This window comes from Ideonella sp. FW305-24 (assembly GCF_058788035.1).
On sequence record NZ_JBYTAI010000001.1, the window covers coordinates 820,805 to 838,640 of the forward strand.

The 17,836-nt window shown below is 67.7% G+C and carries 15 protein-coding genes; 7 read left to right on the forward strand and 8 right to left on the reverse strand.

Features of this window, described 5'->3' with window-relative positions:
• Positions 1-4: 4 nt before the first annotated feature.
• Positions 5-1,342 (reverse strand): cytochrome c, encoded by a 1,338-nt coding sequence (locus tag AC3WR5_RS03660; protein ID WP_492481945.1) that lies wholly within the window; start codon positions 1,340-1,342, stop codon positions 5-7.
• A 131-nt stretch (positions 1,343-1,473) separates the two neighbouring features.
• Entirely contained in the window at positions 1,474-3,033 is a 1,560-nt protein-coding gene (locus tag AC3WR5_RS03665; protein WP_492481946.1) for a methyl-accepting chemotaxis protein, read from the reverse strand.
• A 186-nt stretch (positions 3,034-3,219) separates the two neighbouring features.
• Here AC3WR5_RS03665 and AC3WR5_RS03670 point away from each other — a divergent pair, with 186 nt between their 5' ends.
• Together AC3WR5_RS03670 and fusA are read left to right on the forward strand one after the other, a co-directional pair.
• Positions 3,220-3,894: a TetR/AcrR family transcriptional regulator gene (locus AC3WR5_RS03670; protein ID WP_141287727.1), complete on the forward strand. Its 675-nt coding sequence runs from the start codon at positions 3,220-3,222 to the stop codon at positions 3,892-3,894.
• Between the two features lie 213 nt (positions 3,895-4,107).
• A complete protein-coding gene (fusA, locus tag AC3WR5_RS03675; RefSeq protein WP_492481948.1) occupies positions 4,108-6,216 on the forward strand; it encodes an elongation factor G in 2,109 nt (702 codons plus the stop codon).
• 42 nt (positions 6,217-6,258) lie between these two features.
• On the opposite strand, the gene AC3WR5_RS03680 is transcribed toward fusA, so the two are convergent.
• The 5 genes from AC3WR5_RS03680 to AC3WR5_RS03700 form a co-directional block, all read right to left on the reverse strand.
• Entirely contained in the window at positions 6,259-7,221 is a 963-nt protein-coding gene (locus AC3WR5_RS03680) for a YXWGXW repeat-containing protein (protein ID WP_492481950.1), read from the reverse strand.
• Positions 7,218-7,814: a GNAT family N-acetyltransferase gene (locus AC3WR5_RS03685; protein ID WP_492481952.1), complete on the reverse strand. Its 597-nt coding sequence runs from the start codon at positions 7,812-7,814 to the stop codon at positions 7,218-7,220. Before AC3WR5_RS03685 ends, AC3WR5_RS03680 begins: the two co-directional genes overlap by 4 nt.
• Positions 7,815-7,933: 119 nt before the next feature.
• The gene (locus AC3WR5_RS03690) at positions 7,934-8,653 is read right to left on the reverse strand and encodes a Crp/Fnr family transcriptional regulator (RefSeq protein WP_492481954.1); all 720 of its coding nucleotides are present in this window, start codon (positions 8,651-8,653) and stop codon (positions 7,934-7,936) included.
• 117 nt (positions 8,654-8,770) lie between these two features.
• The gene (locus tag AC3WR5_RS03695; protein ID WP_492481956.1) at positions 8,771-9,373 is read right to left on the reverse strand and encodes a hypothetical protein; all 603 of its coding nucleotides are present in this window, start codon (positions 9,371-9,373) and stop codon (positions 8,771-8,773) included.
• Positions 9,374-9,416: 43 nt separating this feature from the next.
• Entirely contained in the window at positions 9,417-11,969 is a 2,553-nt protein-coding gene (locus tag AC3WR5_RS03700; RefSeq protein WP_492481957.1) for a chemotaxis protein CheB, read from the reverse strand.
• 103 nt (positions 11,970-12,072) lie between these two features.
• On the opposite strand from AC3WR5_RS03700, the gene AC3WR5_RS03705 reads away from it, so the two are divergent.
• From AC3WR5_RS03705 to AC3WR5_RS03725, 5 genes are all read left to right on the forward strand, one after another.
• Positions 12,073-12,684, forward strand: coding sequence for a hypothetical protein (locus AC3WR5_RS03705; protein ID WP_492481959.1), 612 nt, complete (start codon positions 12,073-12,075; stop codon positions 12,682-12,684).
• 106 nt (positions 12,685-12,790) lie between these two features.
• On the forward strand, positions 12,791-13,177 hold the full coding sequence (locus tag AC3WR5_RS03710) for a hypothetical protein (RefSeq protein WP_492481960.1): 387 nt from the start codon (positions 12,791-12,793) through the stop codon (positions 13,175-13,177).
• Positions 13,178-13,196: 19 nt separating this feature from the next.
• A complete protein-coding gene (locus AC3WR5_RS03715) occupies positions 13,197-14,234 on the forward strand; it encodes a zinc-dependent alcohol dehydrogenase (RefSeq protein WP_492481962.1) in 1,038 nt (345 codons plus the stop codon).
• Positions 14,235-14,292: 58 nt separating this feature from the next.
• Complete coding sequence (locus tag AC3WR5_RS03720) at positions 14,293-14,823, forward strand: RDD family protein (RefSeq protein ID WP_492481964.1); 531 nt, start codon at positions 14,293-14,295, stop codon at positions 14,821-14,823.
• 343 nt (positions 14,824-15,166) lie between these two features.
• Positions 15,167-16,516: an MFS transporter gene (locus AC3WR5_RS03725; RefSeq protein WP_492481966.1), complete on the forward strand. Its 1,350-nt coding sequence runs from the start codon at positions 15,167-15,169 to the stop codon at positions 16,514-16,516.
• Positions 16,517-16,553: 37 nt separating this feature from the next.
• Here AC3WR5_RS03725 and AC3WR5_RS03730 read toward each other — a convergent pair whose 3' ends face one another.
• Positions 16,554-17,783, reverse strand: coding sequence for a hypothetical protein (locus AC3WR5_RS03730; RefSeq protein WP_492481968.1), 1,230 nt, complete (start codon positions 17,781-17,783; stop codon positions 16,554-16,556).
• Positions 17,784-17,836 lie beyond the last annotated feature (53 nt).

Below are 17,836 nucleotides of genomic sequence, written 5' to 3' on the forward strand. Positions count from 1 at the left end.
TCTCCTAGCGGGCACGACGGCTGCGGCGAACCACCAGCACGATCAACAACAACAGCACGACCACGCCGCCCGGCAGGATCGCCGGCCGGATCATCGCGAGCAGCGGCGGCTTGCCGCCGGCGCGCAAGGTCTGCACGTCACTGGCGCTGACCTTCACCGCGGCGTTGCCGTGGTGGCTCAGCAGGTAGTTGCTCAGGTCGGCAATCTGCTGGTCGCTCAGGCGGTCGGCGTAGGAGGCCGTGTCGCCGAATGCCGGCATGAAGTGGGCTTTGCCGTCCACCGTGCGGTCCACGCCCTGCAGGATGGTGGCGATCAGGTTGTCGGGCCGGTCGGCACCGAGGGCGGTGTTGTGGAACAGCGAGGGGTAGACGCCGTTGCCGCCGCCGCCCACCTGGTGGCACTGCGCGCAGCTGCCGCTGAAGACGCGCCAGCCGGCGTCGGCATCATTTGTCAGGCCGCGCATGTCGATCTCGGCCTTGGACGCTTCGCCATGGGCAAAACGCGGCCTGGCCTCGCCGTCGTTCACCGCTGGCGTCTGCTTCAGGTAGACCGCGATAGCCTTGAGGTCCTCGTCTGGCAGGTGCTGCAGGCTGTGCTCGATGGCCTCGGCCATCGGCCCGGCGGCCTGGGCCTTGCCGTCCACGCGGCCGCTCTTCAGGTACTGCACCAGCTCGGCCTCGCTCCAGCCACCGATGCCGCTGGTGGCGTCGGACGTGATGTTGGGCGCGAACCAGGGGCCGACCGAGCCGCCGGCCAGGAAGGACTTGCCAATCTGCTCGGCCATCAAGGCATTGCGTGGCGTGTGGCAGGCGCTGCAGTGCGCCAGCGCGCCAGCCAGGTAGGCGCCGCGGTTCACCTCGGCACTTTTGGAGGCGTCGGGCACGAAGCGCTCGTCCTTCAGGAACATGCTGTTCCATGCGGCCATCGAGAGGCGCAGGTTGAACGGGAACGGCAGTTCGGTCTCGGGTGCCTTCTGGTCGACCGCGGTCACGCCGTGCATGAAGTACGCATACAGCGCCTGCGTGTCCGCGTCGCTGAGCTGCGTGTACGAGGTGTACGGCATCGCGGGATAGAGCTGCGCGCCGTCCTTGCGCACGCCCTGGCGCAGCGCGCGCTGGAAGTCGGCCAGCGTGTAGTCGCCAATGCCGCCCGCCTTGGACGGCGTGATGTTCGACGCATAGATCGTCCCCAGCGGCGACGCAATGGGGTAGCCACCCGCGAAGGCCGCGCCGCCCTTGGGCGTGGTGTGGCAGGCCGCGCAATCGGCAGCGACTGCCAGCTTGCGGCCCTGCTCGACCAGGGCCTGGTCTGGCGGTGCGGCCTGCGCATGGGCCGCGCCCATGCAGGCCCACATCACCCACCCCGCAGCCCCGAAAAATAGAGGGGCCGTGAAAACTGACCGGATGAACCGCATCGTGTTGAACCTTGTTGTTGTTTCGCCTGACCCGCCCCTCGGCAGGCCTTCAATGCCACTCAAACCCGGGCCGGCGTGCCCACGTTGAAGACCGCCACCACATCGGCCAGGCGCTGCGCCTGCTCCTGCAGCGAGGAAGACGCGGCCGTGGACTCTTCCACCAGCGCCGCGTTCTGCTGCGTCATCTGGTCCAGGTTGGCCACTGCCTGGTTGACCTGGCCAATGCCGTCGCGCTGCTCGGAAGCGGCCGCGGCGATCTCGGCCATCAGGTCTGTGACGCGGCGCACGCCCGTCACGATCTCGTCCATGACCTGGCCGGCCTGGGCCACGTCGGCCGTGCCGGCCTCCACGGTCTCGGTCGACTTCACGATCAAGCCCTTGATCTGCTTGGCCGCCTCGGCCGAGCGTTGCGCAAGCGAGCGCACCTCGGATGCCACCACCGCGAAGCCGCGGCCTTGTTCACCGGCACGCGCCGCTTCCACCGCCGCGTTCAGCGCCAGGATGTTGGTCTGGAACGCGATGCCGTCGATCACGCCGATGATGTCGGCGATCTTGCGGGACGAGTCGCTGATCTGCTGCATGCGCTGCACCACGCCGCCCACCACCTCGCCACCGCGTGCGGCCGCCTCGGCCGCCGAGCTGGCCAGCTGGTTGGCCAGGCGCGCGGTATCGGCGCTCTGCCCCACGGTGCCGGTCAGCTGCTCCATGCTGGAGGCGGTTTCCTCCAGGTTGGCGGCCGTCTGCTCGGTGCGGGCCGACAGGTCATGGTTGCCGGTGGCGATTTGCGACGAAGCACTGGAGACGGAATCCACGCCGTTGCGCACCTGGGTCACAACGGACTTCAGCCGCTCGACCATGCGCAGCAGCGCGCCCTGCAGCTGGGCCAGTTCGTCGTGGCCGACCACGCGCAGGCTGCGCGTCAGGTCGCCCTGGGCGACCGCCTCGGCCAGACGCACTGCGTCGGCCAGCGGGCGGGTGATGCGGCGGGTGATGACAAAGGCCAGGCCCGCGCCCAGCAGCACCGCGATGACCGTCATGCCGATGACCATCCAGCGGCTGTTGGCATAGATCCGGTCGCTCAGGTCGTTGGCTGCCTCGGCGCCATCGGCGTTCTGCTTGGTCAGCTTGTTCAGGCTGGCCAGCAGCGCGTCATAACTGGGCACGCCTCGCTTGAGCAGCTGTTCGCTGGCCAGAGCCTTGTCGCCCTTGGCCATCGCGTCCTGCATGGCACGGTCGCTGTTCAGATAGGCGGCCCAGTCTTCCTGCGTGCGCGTCAGCTGGCTGCGTTCGTCTTCGGACTGCACCAGCCTGGCGTAGTTGGCCAGCTGCAGTTCGACGGCCTCGGCGGAGGACTTCAGCTGCTCGATGACGGCCGGGCGCTGCGCCTCCTCGGCCAGCAGGAAGCGGTACTCGCGGGTGCGCAGCCGGGCCACTTCCAGGCTGGCGGTCTGCGCGGCGCGCATCGAGGGCATCCAGTCGTCGGCCATGTCGCTGGCGGTGTCGTTGACACGGCCGAGCTGGACGATGGCCAGCACGCCCAGCGCGGTGGTGATCAGCAGCACGGCGGCAAAGGCGAGGCCCAGCTTGGCTCCGACGGAAAGGCGATGAAGAACTTGCATGAAGTGGGTCTCAATACAAATGGACAGATCCGGCATGCAAGGTGACAAGCATGCCTGCTAATCGATATTGTTGTACGTGTACGTTAGTGACAACCCCACAAAAGCACAGGGGTTCTCGCCCATTTGGCCTAGAACCGACCTGCACTACCGTATCGGGCTACCCAAGATGGCTGGAACCGGAACCCGATGAACACCAAGGCACCGCGCAACAAACCAGCGACCGTCCGCCTGCGCCGCAGCCCGAACGAGATGGCGACGCTCAAGCGCGAGCTGCTGGAGCGAGCGCGCCTGATCTACCGCGACGAAGGCCTGGCCGCGCTGTCGATGCGCCGCATGGCGCTGGAGTTCAAGCTCTCGACCATGGCGCTGTACAGCTACTTCCCCAGCAAGCAGGCCTTGCTGGAAGGCCTGTGGCTGGAGATCTTCGAGGCGCTGCTGGCCGAGTTGCAGTCGGTGCAGAAGGGACGGCGCACGCCGCTGAAGCTGCTGGAAGCCCATGTGCGCAGCTTCCTGGCCTTCTGGGAGCTGCGCCCGGACCAGTTCCGCATGATCTACATGTCCCTGGTGCAGACCTCCGGCGCGGACGCGGTGGACATGGAACACCAGCCGGTCTACGCAGGCATGGTGCTGCTGACGCGCGAACGCGTGGCCGCCTGCGCGGCAACACCGCCCGGCGATGCAGCACTGGGCCTCAGCACCGACGCGCTGGTGGCGCAAATGCTGGGTTACCTGCTGCTCACCTTGGGGGTGGCGCGTTATCCGCTGTACGACCGGGATGCCTTGCGCGACCGCACGGTGCTGGACATCCTGTGCACGGTGCAGCAGGGCCTGGCCTCGCCAGCCCCGCGCCCGCGCCGCTGAGCCCAGGTTCATCGGCATCGCGGCCCCGCACGGGTCCGCCAGCCCGCATGACCGCATGACCGCATGACCGCATGACAGCAGGCGCCATGACACGATGCGCCATCTGTCGGCATACTGGTGCCCCGGCCCTTTCCTCGCGAAACGGCTGAAGCCAGCGTTTCGGGTCGCCAGACCCGGGACACCTCTCATAGGCCAACTTTCCAGGGTCGCATCGTGAGCCGCAAAACCCCCATCGAGCGTTACCGCAACATCGGCATCTCCGCGCACATCGATGCCGGCAAGACCACCATCACCGAGCGCATCCTGTTCTACACCGGCATCAACCACAAGCTGGGCGAGGTGCACGACGGCGCGGCCACGATGGACTGGATGGAGCAGGAGCAGGAACGCGGCATCACCATCACCTCGGCCGCGACGACCTGCTTCTGGAAGGGCATGGACCTGGCCCGGCCCGAGCACCGCATCAACATCATCGACACCCCCGGCCACGTGGACTTCACGATCGAGGTCGAGCGCTCGATGCGCGTGCTGGACGGCGCGGTGATGATTTACGACGCGGTGGGTGGCGTGCAGCCGCAGAGCGAAACCGTCTGGCGCCAGGCCAACAAGTACCGGGTGCCGCGCCTGGCCTTCGTCAACAAGATGGACCGCGTGGGCGCCGACTTCTTCCGCGTGCGCCAGATGATGATCGACCGGCTGAAGGCCAACCCGGTGCCAATCGTCATCCCCATTGGCGCCGAAGAGGATTTCAAGGGCGTGGTGGACCTGATCAAGATGAAGGCCATCCTCTGGGACGACGTGTCCCAGGGCATGAAGTTCAGCTACGAAGCAATTCCGGCCGAGCTGGCCGAGCTGGCCCAGGAATGGCGCGAGAAGATGCTGGAGGTCGCGGCCGAAAGCAGCGAGGCGCTGATGGACAAGTACCTGGGAAGCGGCGACCTGAGCGAAGAAGAGATCACGCAGGCCTTGCGCACACGCACCATTGCCGGCGAGATCCAGCCCATGCTGTGCGGCACCGCATTCAAGAACAAGGGCGTGCAGCGCATGCTGGACGCGGTGATCGACTTCATGCCCTCCCCGCTGGACATCCCGCCGGTGCCCGGCCATGACGAGGACGACAAGGACGTGGTCCGCAAGGCCGACGACGGCGAGAAGTTTGCCGCGCTGGCCTTCAAGCTGATGACGGACCCGTACGTGGGCCAGCTGACTTTCGTGCGCGTGTATTCCGGCGTGCTGAAATCCGGTGATTCGGTGTTCAACCCGATCCGCGGCAAGAAGGAACGCATTGGCCGCATCCTGCAGATGCATGCCAACCAGCGTGAGGAAATCTCGGAAATCCTGGCCGGGGACATTGCCGCCTGCGTGGGCCTGAAGGACGTGACGACCGGCGAGACGCTGTGCGACCCGGACGCCATCATCACGCTGGAGAAGATGGTCTTCCCCGAACCCGTGATCTCGCAGGCGGTGGAGCCCAAGACCAAGGCCGACCAGGAGAAGATGGGCATTGCGCTGGGCCGGCTCGCCAGGGAAGACCCGTCATTCCGCCTGCGCACCGACGAAGAATCCGGCCAGACCATCATTTCCGGCATGGGCGAGCTGCACCTGGAAATCATCGTCGACCGCATGAAGCGCGAGTTCGGCGTGGAAGCCAATGTGGGCAAGCCGCAGGTGGCCTACCGCGAAACCATCCGCAAGTCGGTCTCCGACGTGGAAGGCAAGTTCGTGCGCCAGTCCGGCGGCAAGGGGCAGTACGGCCACGTGGTGCTGACGGTCGAGCCGCAGGCACCCGGCAAGGGCTTCGAGTTCGTCGACGCGATCAAGGGTGGCGTGGTGCCGCGCGAGTTCATCCCTGCGGTGGAAAAAGGCCTGATCGACACGCTGCCCAATGGCGTGCTGGCCGGCTTCCCTGTGGTGGACGTGAAGGTCACGCTGACCTTCGGTTCGTACCACGAGGTGGACTCGAACGAAAACGCGTTCAAGATGGCCGCGTCCATGGGTTTCAAGGAAGGCATGCGCAAGGCCTCGCCTGTCATCCTGGAGCCGATGATGGCGGTGGAAGTTGAGACGCCTGAGGACTACGCCGGCAACGTGATGGGCGACCTGTCCAGCCGCCGCGGCATGGTGCAGGGCATGGACGACATGATTGGCGGCGGCAAGGTCATCAAGGCCGAAGTCCCGCTGTCGGAAATGTTCGGCTACTCGACCACGCTGCGCTCGATGTCGCAGGGCCGCGCCACCTACACGATGGAGTTCAAGCACTACAGCGAAGCGCCCAAGAACGTGGCCGACGCGATCATCGCCGGCCGCGGCAAGGGCACCTGAGCGCCTTCGACACCACGCCCGGTGCCAGGCCACAGGTCGAAATCAACGCTCCTTGCGCGGCGCATCCGGCGCCTGTTCGCCGCCACGCCCATTGGGCTCTCCGCGCCCCGGCTTCTCTGCCCGCTCCGGTCGCTCCGGTCGCTCCGGCTTTTCTGCCCGCTCCGGCCGCTCTGCCTTCGGCTGCTCCGTGCGCGGGGCTTGCTGGGGTACCGCTCGCGGCGCGGCATGCTGTTCAGGCGCCGGCCGTTGCGCGGTGCCGGGCATCTGCGCCCGGTGCGCGGGCGGCTCGGCGCGTGCAGGCTTCGCATGCTCGACACCGGGGGCTTCGAAGCCGGATGGCTTTGGCGTTGCCGCCACGGGAGGTGCGCCATGGGAGACGGTCGCCCTCTGGCCGGGCGTGGACACCGCGGTGCGCTCGTGTTGCACCTGGTCGGCCGTCGGCGCGCGATGTTCTGCCTCCTGGAAGCGGCGCTCGCTCACGGTCGGCCGTCGGTTGACACCCGCCTCGCCGCCATTGAAGCTGATGTGGTTGACCTGCTTGTTGATCACCACGGTGTTGTAGACGTTGCGCACCACCCGCACATTGACGTTGCTGGCGGCCCGGTTGTAGCGGAACACGCCACGGTCCCAGCGACCGCCCTGGTAGCCCGAGCCGGTGTAGCCATGGCCATAGTTCAGGCCGCCATAAAAGCCGACGCGCCGGCCCCAGTAGCCGACATGCCAGAAGTAGCCCGGGCCCTGGAAGGCCCAGTAGCCGGGCGTCCACAGTTCACCGGGGTTCGGTGCCAGCACCCAGGTGCCGGGCACCCAGTAGTAGTCGCCGTCTGTCGCGCGCCAGCTCCAGTAGCCTGGCGTCCAGATGTAGCCCTCTCCCGGAACCTGGGGCTGGGCATAGAGCGGCAAAGGCGGCGGCGCGATGTTGATGGCCACCGAAACCTCTGCCCACGACGGCAGCGAAACCAGGATCGCCAGCGCCAGCGCGCTTCTGGCCAAAAGCGATTTCATGGCAGCACCTTCGCTGCCACTGCCATCCCTGCAGCAGGCAGGCTGTTCGCCTTCAGGTCCACCGTGTAGCGCACCATGGTCGGGTCGTCGGGGTCGGTCTTGTGCTGGAAGTGCAGGTGGTCGGCGAACTGCCGCATGCGGCTGTTGTCGGCCGCGTCGCTCGAATGCATGGCACCGATGCCGCGTGCACGTGCCACCTCGATCAGGCGCTTCATCAGCAAGCTGCCCAGCCCCTTCTGCTGCCACTCGTCGCTCACGGTGACCGCAAACTCGCAGTCCTGGCCGTCGGCCCGTGCACTGAAGCGGGCCACCCCGACTTCGCGCTGCTGGTCGCCCTCACCCACCACCGCGACGTAGGCCGCATCGGTGGCGGGATCGATGACCGTCATCTGCTTGAGCAGCGCGTCGCTCGGTGAGCGCAGCGTCTCCATGAACCTGAAGTAGCGCGAAGCGGGCGACAGCGCCTCGATGAACCGGCGCTCCAGTTCGAGGTCATCGGGGTGGATGGGGCGCACCCGCACATGCGTGCCATCGCCGAGGATCTCGTCCACCCCGGAAACCGCGTCTCCATGCAACTGACTGCCTGTGTTCATGGCCATTCTCCGAATGATTCAATGCGGCCCAGCCTGACGCCGCGGTGGAAAACGGTCTGTGCGGTGGCCCACTTCACAGGTGGCAAATACCCAAGGCCCCAGCAGGCTTGGGGTGCGCGTCAAATCGCCTTCAAGTCCGGCAGCAGCCTGTCGTATTCCTTCTTCACCACGGCATAGCACTCGCAAGTCCGCAGTTCCAGGCCAGGCCGGTCGGTCACGGTGATGCGGCCGCGGGCGTAGCGGATCAACCCAGCGGCCTGCAGCTTCAAGGCCGCTTCGGTGACCCCCTCGCGGCGCACGCCCAGCATGTTGGCGATCAACTCCTGCGTCATCACCAGCTCGTTGCCCTGCAGCCGGTCCAGGCTGAGCAGCAGCCAGCGGCACAGCTGCTTGTCCAGCGAATGGTGGCGGTTGCAGACCGCCGTCTGCGCCATCTGCGTGATCAGCGCCTGGGTGTAGCGCAGCATCAGGTGCATCATCGGGCCGTTGCAGTTGAAGGCCTCCTTGATGGCCTGGGCGCTGAGCCGGAAGCCCTGGCCGGCGCTCTGCACCACCGCGCGGCTGGGCGTGCTTTCGCCGCCCATGAAAAGCGCAATGCCCACAAGGCCTTCATTGCCGACCACCGCAATCTCGGCCGTGTCGCCGTCCTCCAGCACAAACAGCAGCGAGACGATCGCGGTGGTCGGGAAATAGACGTGGCTGAGCGCGAGGCCGGCCTCGTACAGCACCAGCCCCAGCGGCAATTCAACGGCTTCCAGCTGCGGCCGCCAACGCTGCCACTCTGCCTCCGGCAAGGCGGCCAGCAGATGGTTTTCTCTGCCGCCCAATGCGATGACCATGCGGGCCTCCCCAGGCATGAAACAGGCGGCCGGCAACAACCGGTCGCCCTGCCTTTCGCGAGATAGGCGCCGCGATTCAAACCCCGTGTTCGGTGCCGCACATACGGCGCTCGGGCATCACACCTGGCGTTCGCCCAGTTCGACCAGCGTGACCAGGAAGCGCCCGCCGGCCAGGTCCCGGGCGGCACATGCATGAACGGCACGCGACCTGCCACCCGGCAAGGCCAGGTTCAGCTCGCAGGCATCCCCTTGCCGACCCTCGCCCACCCTGGCCAGCAAGGCGTGAAGCTTGTCGGCGCTGCGCCGATCGAGGAAGCTGTCCAGGGCCCGGCCCAGCACGGCTTCGCGCTCGCAGCCCAACCAGCGGGCGCCCTTGAGGTTCAGTTCGCAAACCAGCGTGCCGGCACCCAAGGTGAAGTGCCCCACCGGGGCGAAATCGTAGAGCGCAGTCTGGCGAGCCAGCGCCGCCTCCAGCTCGGCACGCGAGTCCAGCAGCTCTTCGCCCTGAAGCTCGAGCTCAACCTGATGCACCTGAAGTTCGTGCAGCAGGGCCAGCGCATCGGGCGCCGTCGCGGGCGAGGAGGCCAGCTCGAAAAGCACCACCAGCGCTTCGGATGGACTGGCGCCTCTTGCATTCGCGCCACCACGACCGTTCAAGCGCAGCGCTGCACGCGATCTCAGGTCCATCGGGTTTCCCGACGACACAATCTGGCTCGACATGGGGGTTTCCTTTTTCAATCGAGCAACCCTGGGCAGCCCGACTCTATGCCTTGCGCAGACGGGACTCCAGCTCTTTCGCCGCGGTGATGTCAACGAAGGTGATCACCACGCCCTGGATGACGTTGGCCAGCGTGCGGTAGGGCATGATCCGGACCGAGTACCAATGCCCATCGGTGGTGGAAATCTGCTTCTCGGAGAACGCCAGCGTGCGCAGCGTTTCCTTCGCGTCGGCATGCAGCTCCGGATAGATCAGCGTGCTGGCGAGTTCGCTGAGCGGGCGGCCGATGTCGCCCTCGCGCAGGTGCACGATGCGCGTGATCTGCTCGGTGAAGCGCCGCACATTCAGCGCGCTGTCGAGAAACAGCGTGGCGATGTCGGTGCTGTTGAGCAGGTTCTGCATGTCGCTGTGGGCCAGCGCCAGGTCGTCCAGCTTGGACTGCAGCTCGGCATTGATGGTCTGCAGCTCCTCGTTCATCGACTGCCCCTCTTCCTTGGAGGTCGTCAACTCCTCATTGGCGGACTGCAGCTCCTCGTTGGTCGATTGAAGTTCCTCATTGGCGGCCTGCAGCTCTTCCTCCGAGCTGCGCATCTCCTGGCGCAGCGCGCGGATCTCCTCGTGCGCCCGCGCCAGTTCCTGGCTGACGGCAGGGTCGACCTCGCCGGCCTTGCGCCTGCGCCGGGCCGCGCCGCCCGCCGGGGCGAGGACTTCGCGAAACACGATCATCGTGGCGCCCGCCAGCGCGTTGGGCTCGTCGATGCGCCGCACGATCACATCCAGCATCTCCTGCGCCGCGCCTTCGAGTTTCAGCCCGTGCAGTTCGACCGGGCCGCCGCCTTGCATGGCCTGGCGCAGCGCCGCCGCCACCTGGGTGCGAATGCCCGGCCGGGCCATCACGTGGATGTTCCAGTTGGCCTTGCCCGCGGCGGGTTCCAGGTACTTGCCGGTCCGGCCGCTGATGTAGACGATGTCGCCGTGCGCATTGACCAGCACGGCAGGCGGCGAGAACTCCTGCAGCAGCACCTGGTCTGCGAGGGTCTGCAGGTTGGCGGGCTGAGCTGTGGTGTGGGGCACGAGCGACTCCTGCGCGGCAGGGCGCAACGGCAAGCGGCGATTGACGGGAAAGTCCACCGAACCGACGTGGGCGGCATTGTCGCCGCGCCGGTACAGCCTGGACTTCGCACTGATGGGCGTGAACAGTGCCGACGCACGCCCCGTCGTCTCGGACCCGCCCAGCAGCAGCACGCCACCGGGGCGCAGGCTGTAGTGGAAGAGCGGAATCAGCCCACGCTGCAGCGTGGCATTGAAATAGATCATCAGGTTGCGGCAGGACAGGATGCTGAGCCGCGTGAACGGTGGGTCCAGGATCACGTCGTGCTGGGCGAACAGCACCATCTCGCGGATCTCCTTCGCAATCACCACGCCATTGCCCTGCGGGCTGAAAAAGCGGGCGAAGCGCTCCGGGCTCATGTCGGCCGCGATCTTCTCGGTGTAGTGCCCCCTGCGCGCCGCGGCAATCGCGTCCGCGCTCAGGTCGGTTGCGAAGATCTGCATCGTGTGCGAGCCTGGGGTGGGCAGCGCGTCGACCGCCTCCCTGAAGCACATGGCCAATGAGTAGGCTTCCTCGCCGGTCGAGCAGCCGACCACCCAGGCGCGCAGCGGCGTGCCCTCGGCGGCGCCGGCCAGCAGCGCGGGCAGCACGCTGTCCTGCAATTCCTGCCAGACCGATGGGTCGCGGAAGAAGGCGGTCACGCCGATCAGCATCTCCTTGAACAACAGGTCCAGTTCCTGCGGGTTCTCGCGCAGGAAGGCCGCGTACTGCGCCATCGTGGCCAGGCGATGCACGCCGATGCGCCTTTCGATCCGTCGGGTCAGCGTGCTGGACTTGTAGGGCGAGAGATCGTGCCGGCTGTGTGCGCGCAGCAGGCCCAGGATCTCGGCCAGCCCGGTGGCCCGGCCCTCGGCAGCGCCGGCTGACGCGCCCGGGGCCGTGCCGCGTGCCGTGACGAGCAGGATGCGCTGTGGCATCTCCGCAGGCCGCACCACGATGTCGGCCGCGCCTGCGCTGATGGCGCTGTTGGGCATGGCATCGAACTGCGCCGACTCCGGCGACTGCACCAGCGCAAGCCCGCCCTGGGCCTTGATGGCCTGCAGGCCCAGGGTGCCGTCGGAGCCCATGCCCGACAGCACCACGCCAATCGCCTGCTCGCCCCGGTCGCGGGCCAGCGAACAGAACAGCACGTCGATCGGCAGGCGCATGCCCCGTGGTTGCGCCGGCGGGGCCAGGTGCAGCGAACCGCCGGCCACCGTCAGTTCGCTGTTGGGCGGGATCACATAGACGCAGTCGGGCTTGATGCGCATGGCCCGCGTCGCCTCGGCGACCGGCATCAGCGTGGACCGCTGCAGCAGTTCCACCACCAGGGCCTTGTGCGTGGGATCCAGGTGCTGCACGACGACGTAGGCCAGGCCGCTGCCGGCGGGAACCCGGGCAAGAAACTCCTCCAGGGCGCTCAAGCCACCAGCGGACGCACCCAGGCCGACGATGCGTGTCGGGCCAGGGGCATCAGCGCCCGGCGCGGTCGGTGGAGGGAGGGTCATGCAGGAGTATCGGTCTCATCCTGGTGAAAGACGACGCGCTCAGTTCCGGCCGGCAAGCGCCGATAACAGCGGTTCAGCCTGCCCTCGCTCCATGCCCGGCCCCATGCCCGCCCCACGCGCCCACCTCGCCCTGCTCATCGGCCTGTCCACAGGCGTGCTCAGCGCCCCCTCCCGGGGTGCCGAGCTGCCGCCTTGCAGCGAGCCCATTCGCTACGCAGCCGACTGGTTCCCGGCGCCCGAGCTGGACCACGGCAAGCGCTCGGCCGAAGTCACCGCGCTGGGCAATGCCGGCCGGAAGAAGACCGGCAAAGGCGTGCAACTGGGCCATGTGATGGTGCAGACCCAGCTCAGCGTGGAACCTCAGGCGAGCTGCGCCGGCATCGTCGTGCGGCTGGCCTTCGCCAAGCCGGTGCTGCGCATTGCCAGCGAGTTCCCGGAAAACAGCTGCAGCTACGCCCGGGTGCTGAACCACGAGCACACCCATGTGCGCATCTGGCGCGACATCGCCGCCCAGTTCCGCCAGCTGCACTACCCCTGGCCCGAGCGCGCGAGCTCGGCCACCGTGCTGAACCACGCCAGGCAGGCCCTGGCCACGCTGACGCGGGCACAGGACGAGTTCGACAGCCCCGAAGAGTACGCACGCAACAACCTGCTGTGCGGCGGCGAGATCCAGCGCCTGGTCAAGCTGCCGTCGATGGCGTCTGCGGGCGGCTGAGCCGCCAGGCCTTCCACCGCAGCCCTTGCGCAAGATCAAGCCTGCGACCGGACCCAGCCCGGATCATGAAGCCCAGCGCCTGCCGTCGCAGGCAAAAGGAATCCGCATGGGCCATCCCTACGCCGTCGTCTGGGTCGATCACCAGACCGCCACCATCCTCAGCTTCGACGCCGAAACTGCGCAAACCCAGCATGTTCGCGCGCACCAGCACCCCACGGCGCAGCACGCATCCGGCGTGCGCGCCGAGCACGAGTTCTTCGCCGCCGTGTGCGCGGCACTCGCCGGTGACGGCCAGATCCTGGTGGCGGCCGGCCACGTCGCCTCCGCGGACTTCCACCACTACGTCGACAAGCACCAGCCCCAGACCGCCAAGCGCATCGCCGGCTACGAGATCGTCGACCACCCGAGCGAGAAGCAGCTGCTGGCGCAGGCGCGCAGCTTCTTCGACCGCCGCGAACACCTGGCCGCACCCGCGCTGCACCAGCCGCGCTGAAACGCCAAGGGAGATCACCATGAAAACGATGAAAGCCGCTGTCGTGCACAGCTTCGGCCAGCCGCTGCAGATCGAGGAAGTGCCGGTGCCCGAAGTCACCGCCGGCCAGGTGCTGGTGAAAGTGGTCGCCTCGGGCGTCTGCCACACCGACCTGCACGCCGCCGAAGGCGACTGGCCCGTCAAGCCCAGCCTGCCCTTCATCCCGGGCCACGAAGGCGTGGGCTACGTGGCCGCGCTGGGCGCGGGGGTCAAGGGCATCAAGGAAGGCGACCGCGTGGGCGTGCCCTGGCTGCACACCGCCTGCGGCCATTGCGAGCACTGCATCACCGGCTGGGAAACCCTGTGCGACGAGCAGCAGATGACCGGCTACACCGTCAACGGTGGCTACGCCGAGTACGTGCTGGCCGACCCGAACTATGTCGGCCACCTGCCGGCCAACATCGGCTTCTCGGAAATCGCCCCGGTGCTGTGTGCTGGCGTCACGGTCTACAAGGGACTGAAGGTGCTGGACTGCAAGCCGGGCGACTGGGTGGCGATCTCCGGCGTTGGCGGCCTGGGCCACTTGGCCGTGCAGTACGCACGGGCCATGGGCTTCCATGTCATTGCGGTGGATGTGGACGACGCCAAGCTCGCGCTGGCGAAGCACCTGGGTGCCGAGATGACGATCAACGCCCTGACCCAGGACCCGGTGCTGGAGGTGCAGCGGGCCTTGCGTGGCGCGCATGGCGTGCTGGTCACCGCCGTTTCGCGCAGTGCGTTTGCGCAGGCGCTGGGCATGCTGCACAAGCGCGGCACGATGTCGCTGGTCGGCCTGCCGCCGGGCGACTTCGCGCTGCCCATCTTCGACGTGGTGCTGAACGCCAAGACCGTGCGCGGCTCCATCGTCGGCACGCGCAAGGACCTGCAGGAAGCGCTGGCCTTCGCCGGTGACGGCCTCGTGCACACCACCTTCACCGAAGACAGCCTGGATCACATCAACACCGTGCTGGGCCGCATGAAGCGCGGCGAGATCGAAGGGCGCGTGGTGATGCGCATTGGCGACGAGGTGCTCGCGTGAGGCCATGAAGCACGGCCGGCAATGAAACAGGCGGGGCTCATGCCGCAGAATCCGGCGCATGACTGCCCCCAACCCCTACGCCGCACCTTCGGCTGCCGTCGAAGACATCGCGCCTGACGCGTCCAACCCGCAGGACCTCGAATATGCGGGGTTCTGGATCCGGGCCTGGGCCTCGGTGATCGACACGGTGCTGATCCTGCTGGTCACCACGCCCTTGCTGATCGCCGCCTACGGTTTCGCGTATTACACCGGTGGCAAGGAAGGCATCATCGCCGGGCCGGCGGACCTGTTGATCTCCTATGTCGGCCCGGCCGCGGCCACCATCGCCTTCTGGATCCTGCGCCAGGCCACGCCGGGCAAGATCGTCGTCGGCGCGCGGGTCGTCAACGCCAGGACGGGCGAGCCGATCGGCACCGGCCAGTCCATCGTGCGCTACCTGGGCTACTACCTTTCGCTGTTGCCGCTTGGGCTGGGTTTCCTGTGGGTTGCCTGGGATCCTCGCAAGCAAGGCTGGCACGACAAGCTGGCCGGCACGGTGGTGGTGCGCACCAAGCGGGTCGAAGCCTCCAGGCAGGTGAAGTTCGGCTGAAGCGCTCGGCGCAACCGCCCAGGCTGCGCTTCATGCCACGCAGGTCGGAGCGCCGCCGAGCCACCAAGCGCCGGCGGTGCGGTCTTTTCACCGGCCCGCTGCGCGCCGCAGCCAAGTGCGCGGACAATCGCCGGTTTTCCGCGGACGCCGCGCCACCCCTTGCGGCGCCCGCCTCGCCGAGCGCGCGCACGGGCCACCCGCCTCGCACCGCCCCGGTCGTACGCCCCAGGCCTCCGGGCTCGCCTTCTGCGCGGCCGGATGTGTTCGCGTGGCGTTGCCCGTCCCATTTCTTGTCCCCCCCGGTGCCTGGCCAACCGCAGCCTTTGCACCGCGAAAGGTCTTCATGTCTTCCTCTGCACCCACGCGGCCGGCCGCCGCGCTGCGCAACTCGCCCCGCCAGGTCGCGATGGCCTCGCTGATCGGCACCGCGATCGAGTTCTACGACTACTACATCTACGCCACCGCGGCGGTGCTGGTCTTCAACAGCCAGTTCTTCCCGAAGGCAGACCCCTCGGCAGCGCTGCTGCTGTCGCTCTCCACGATGGCGCTGGCCTTCGTGGCACGGCCGGTCGGCTCGGCACTGTTCGGCCACTTCGGCGACAAGATCGGCCGCAAGCGCACCCTCGTGGCTTCGCTGCTGACCATGGGCCTGTCCACCGTGGCCATCGGCCTGCTGCCGAGCTACGACAGCATCGGCCTGTGGGCGCCCATCCTGCTGTGCGTGTTCCGCATTGGCCAGGGCATCGGCCTGGGCGGTGAATGGGGCGGCGCGGCGCTGGTCGCGACCGAAAACGCACCGGCGGGCAAGCGCGGCCTGTTCGGCAGCTTCCCGCAACTCGGCGCGCCCATCGGGCTGTTCGCGGCCAATGGCGTGTTCTTCCTGGTCAGCCATTTCCTTGGCGCCGAGGCCATGGTCGCCTGGGGTTGGCGCATCCCGTTCCTGCTGTCCATCGTGCTGGTGGGCGTGGGCCTGTACGTGCGGCTCACGCTGCATGAAAGCCAGGTCTTCCGCGAGGCCGAGAAGGCCGGCAAGAAGCTGAATGCCCCGGTCACCGCGGTGCTGCGCAAGCACGGCCTGCAGGTGCTGCAGGGCACGCTGATCATGACGACGACTTACGTGCTGTTCTACCTGATGACGGCCTTCGTGCAGATCTACTCGAAGAGCCCGGTGGGCACCTCGCCGGCCGGCCACGCAACCGGGCTGGGCATCCCGGCCAATACCTTCACCGGCATCCTGTTGATCGGCGCCATCGTGTTCGGCGTGTGCACCAGCATTGGCGGCGTGCTGGCCGACCGCATCGGCCGGCGCAGCTGGCTGATGGGCGTGACGCTGGCCATCATGGCCTTCGGCCTGGTGATGCCAAGCTTCCTGGGCGGCGCGACGGCCGGCACCGTGCTGCTGTTCATCATCGTCGGCCTGGGCCTGATGGGCTTCACCTTCGGGCCGATGGCCGCGCTGCTGCCCGAGCTGTTCCCGACCGAGGTGCGCTACTCCGGCGCCTCGCTGGCCTACAACTTCGGCGCCATCGTCGGCGCCTCGGTGCCCACGCTGGTGGCCGTGAGCCTGAACCAGACCTACGGCCTGTGGGGCGTGGGCCTGTACCTGGTGGCCAATGGCGCGATGACGCTGGCCGCGCTGGCGCTGACACGCGAGACGCGCGGCATTGACCTGACGATGGTGCAGAGCGCCTGAAGGCGCGGCGCGTAAACCCGGGGGTGCGCCCCCGAGTTCAGTCCGTCAGCGGGAAGGCCAGCCCGATCTGCGAGCCGTAGATCGGGTAGCGCACCCGGCAGCGGAACACCCGCAGGCGCGAGGCGTCCCACCCAGCCTGTTCGCAGACGGTGGCGACCAGCTCCGGGTAGCGCGCGAACTCGGCCATGCGCAAGGCATGCGGGCCACGGCCGAGGAACTGCACGCTCTCCAGCATGTCCAGCCGGTCGCCTTGGCGCATGGGGTTGTCCGGGTGGGTGATGCCGCGCACCACCGTGTCGTAGATGCGCAGTTCCGGCTTGGCATCCGGCCACACGTCGTCGTGCAGCAATGCGTCCACCACATAGACCTCGGCCGGCGGCTCGGCCTGGCCGCCTACGCCCGAGGTGGCTGGGCCTTCGCCGCGCACCGCGCGCTGCACGCCGCGGTACATCCTCGCGCTGACCAGATCCTGGCCGGGAAAGTCGCCCATGCCCAGCGGCAGGTCGCGCACCGTCGTTTCGAGGTACTGGCCGTGCTCCACGCTCTCGGCCTGTGCGGCCGAGACCGTGCTGAAGCCCGGCACCATCTCATCGCGCAGCGAGCCGATGGCGCCGCCCGCCAGCGTGGTCACCTGGTAGCTGGACCCGGGCGGCGCCAGGTGCGAGCCGAACAGCCGCAGCAGCCCGCTGGGGCGCAGGCGGCGGCAGCCCAGCATCGCGTCAATGCCAATGCAGTCGTAGACCCGCGGATCGGCCGAAGGGTGCACGATGGCGGCGTTGACGATCACGTCGGCCCGCACGCCGCGCAGCGCGCTCATGGACTTGAAGGCCGCCGCCTTGTGGCGCAGCTCGAAGCTGCCGCGGGACTCCTGCACCCAGTCGCACAACACCGCTTCCAGCGTGTTGCGGTCGCCCACCTCGGCGGCCAGGAAATGTTCCAGCTCGGCAATCGCGAGGTTGACTTCGGCCAGGCAGGCCTTGTCCACGCCGGACTTGGCCGCGCCCTTGGCGACCTGCTTCAGCGCCTCCAGGCCGGGGCTGTTGCTCAGCGAAGCCAGTGAATCGCCGCTGCGGGCGGACAGCACCAGCCGGCTCACGGCCGACTGGCTGAGGTTCAGCGCCTCCTGCATGCCGCGCTGGTCGCGGATGCCACGCCCGCCCAGGTCGGTCAACAAACCGTCGACCGCCGCGCGCAGCCGGTCGCCGGTTTCTTCTGCCCTGCGGCGCAGTGCCACTTCAACGCCAGCCGCTTGTGTCTCGGTTCTCATGCCGTCAAGCATAGCGCGAAAGAACCACACCCCGAAGCGACCTCATGGGTATT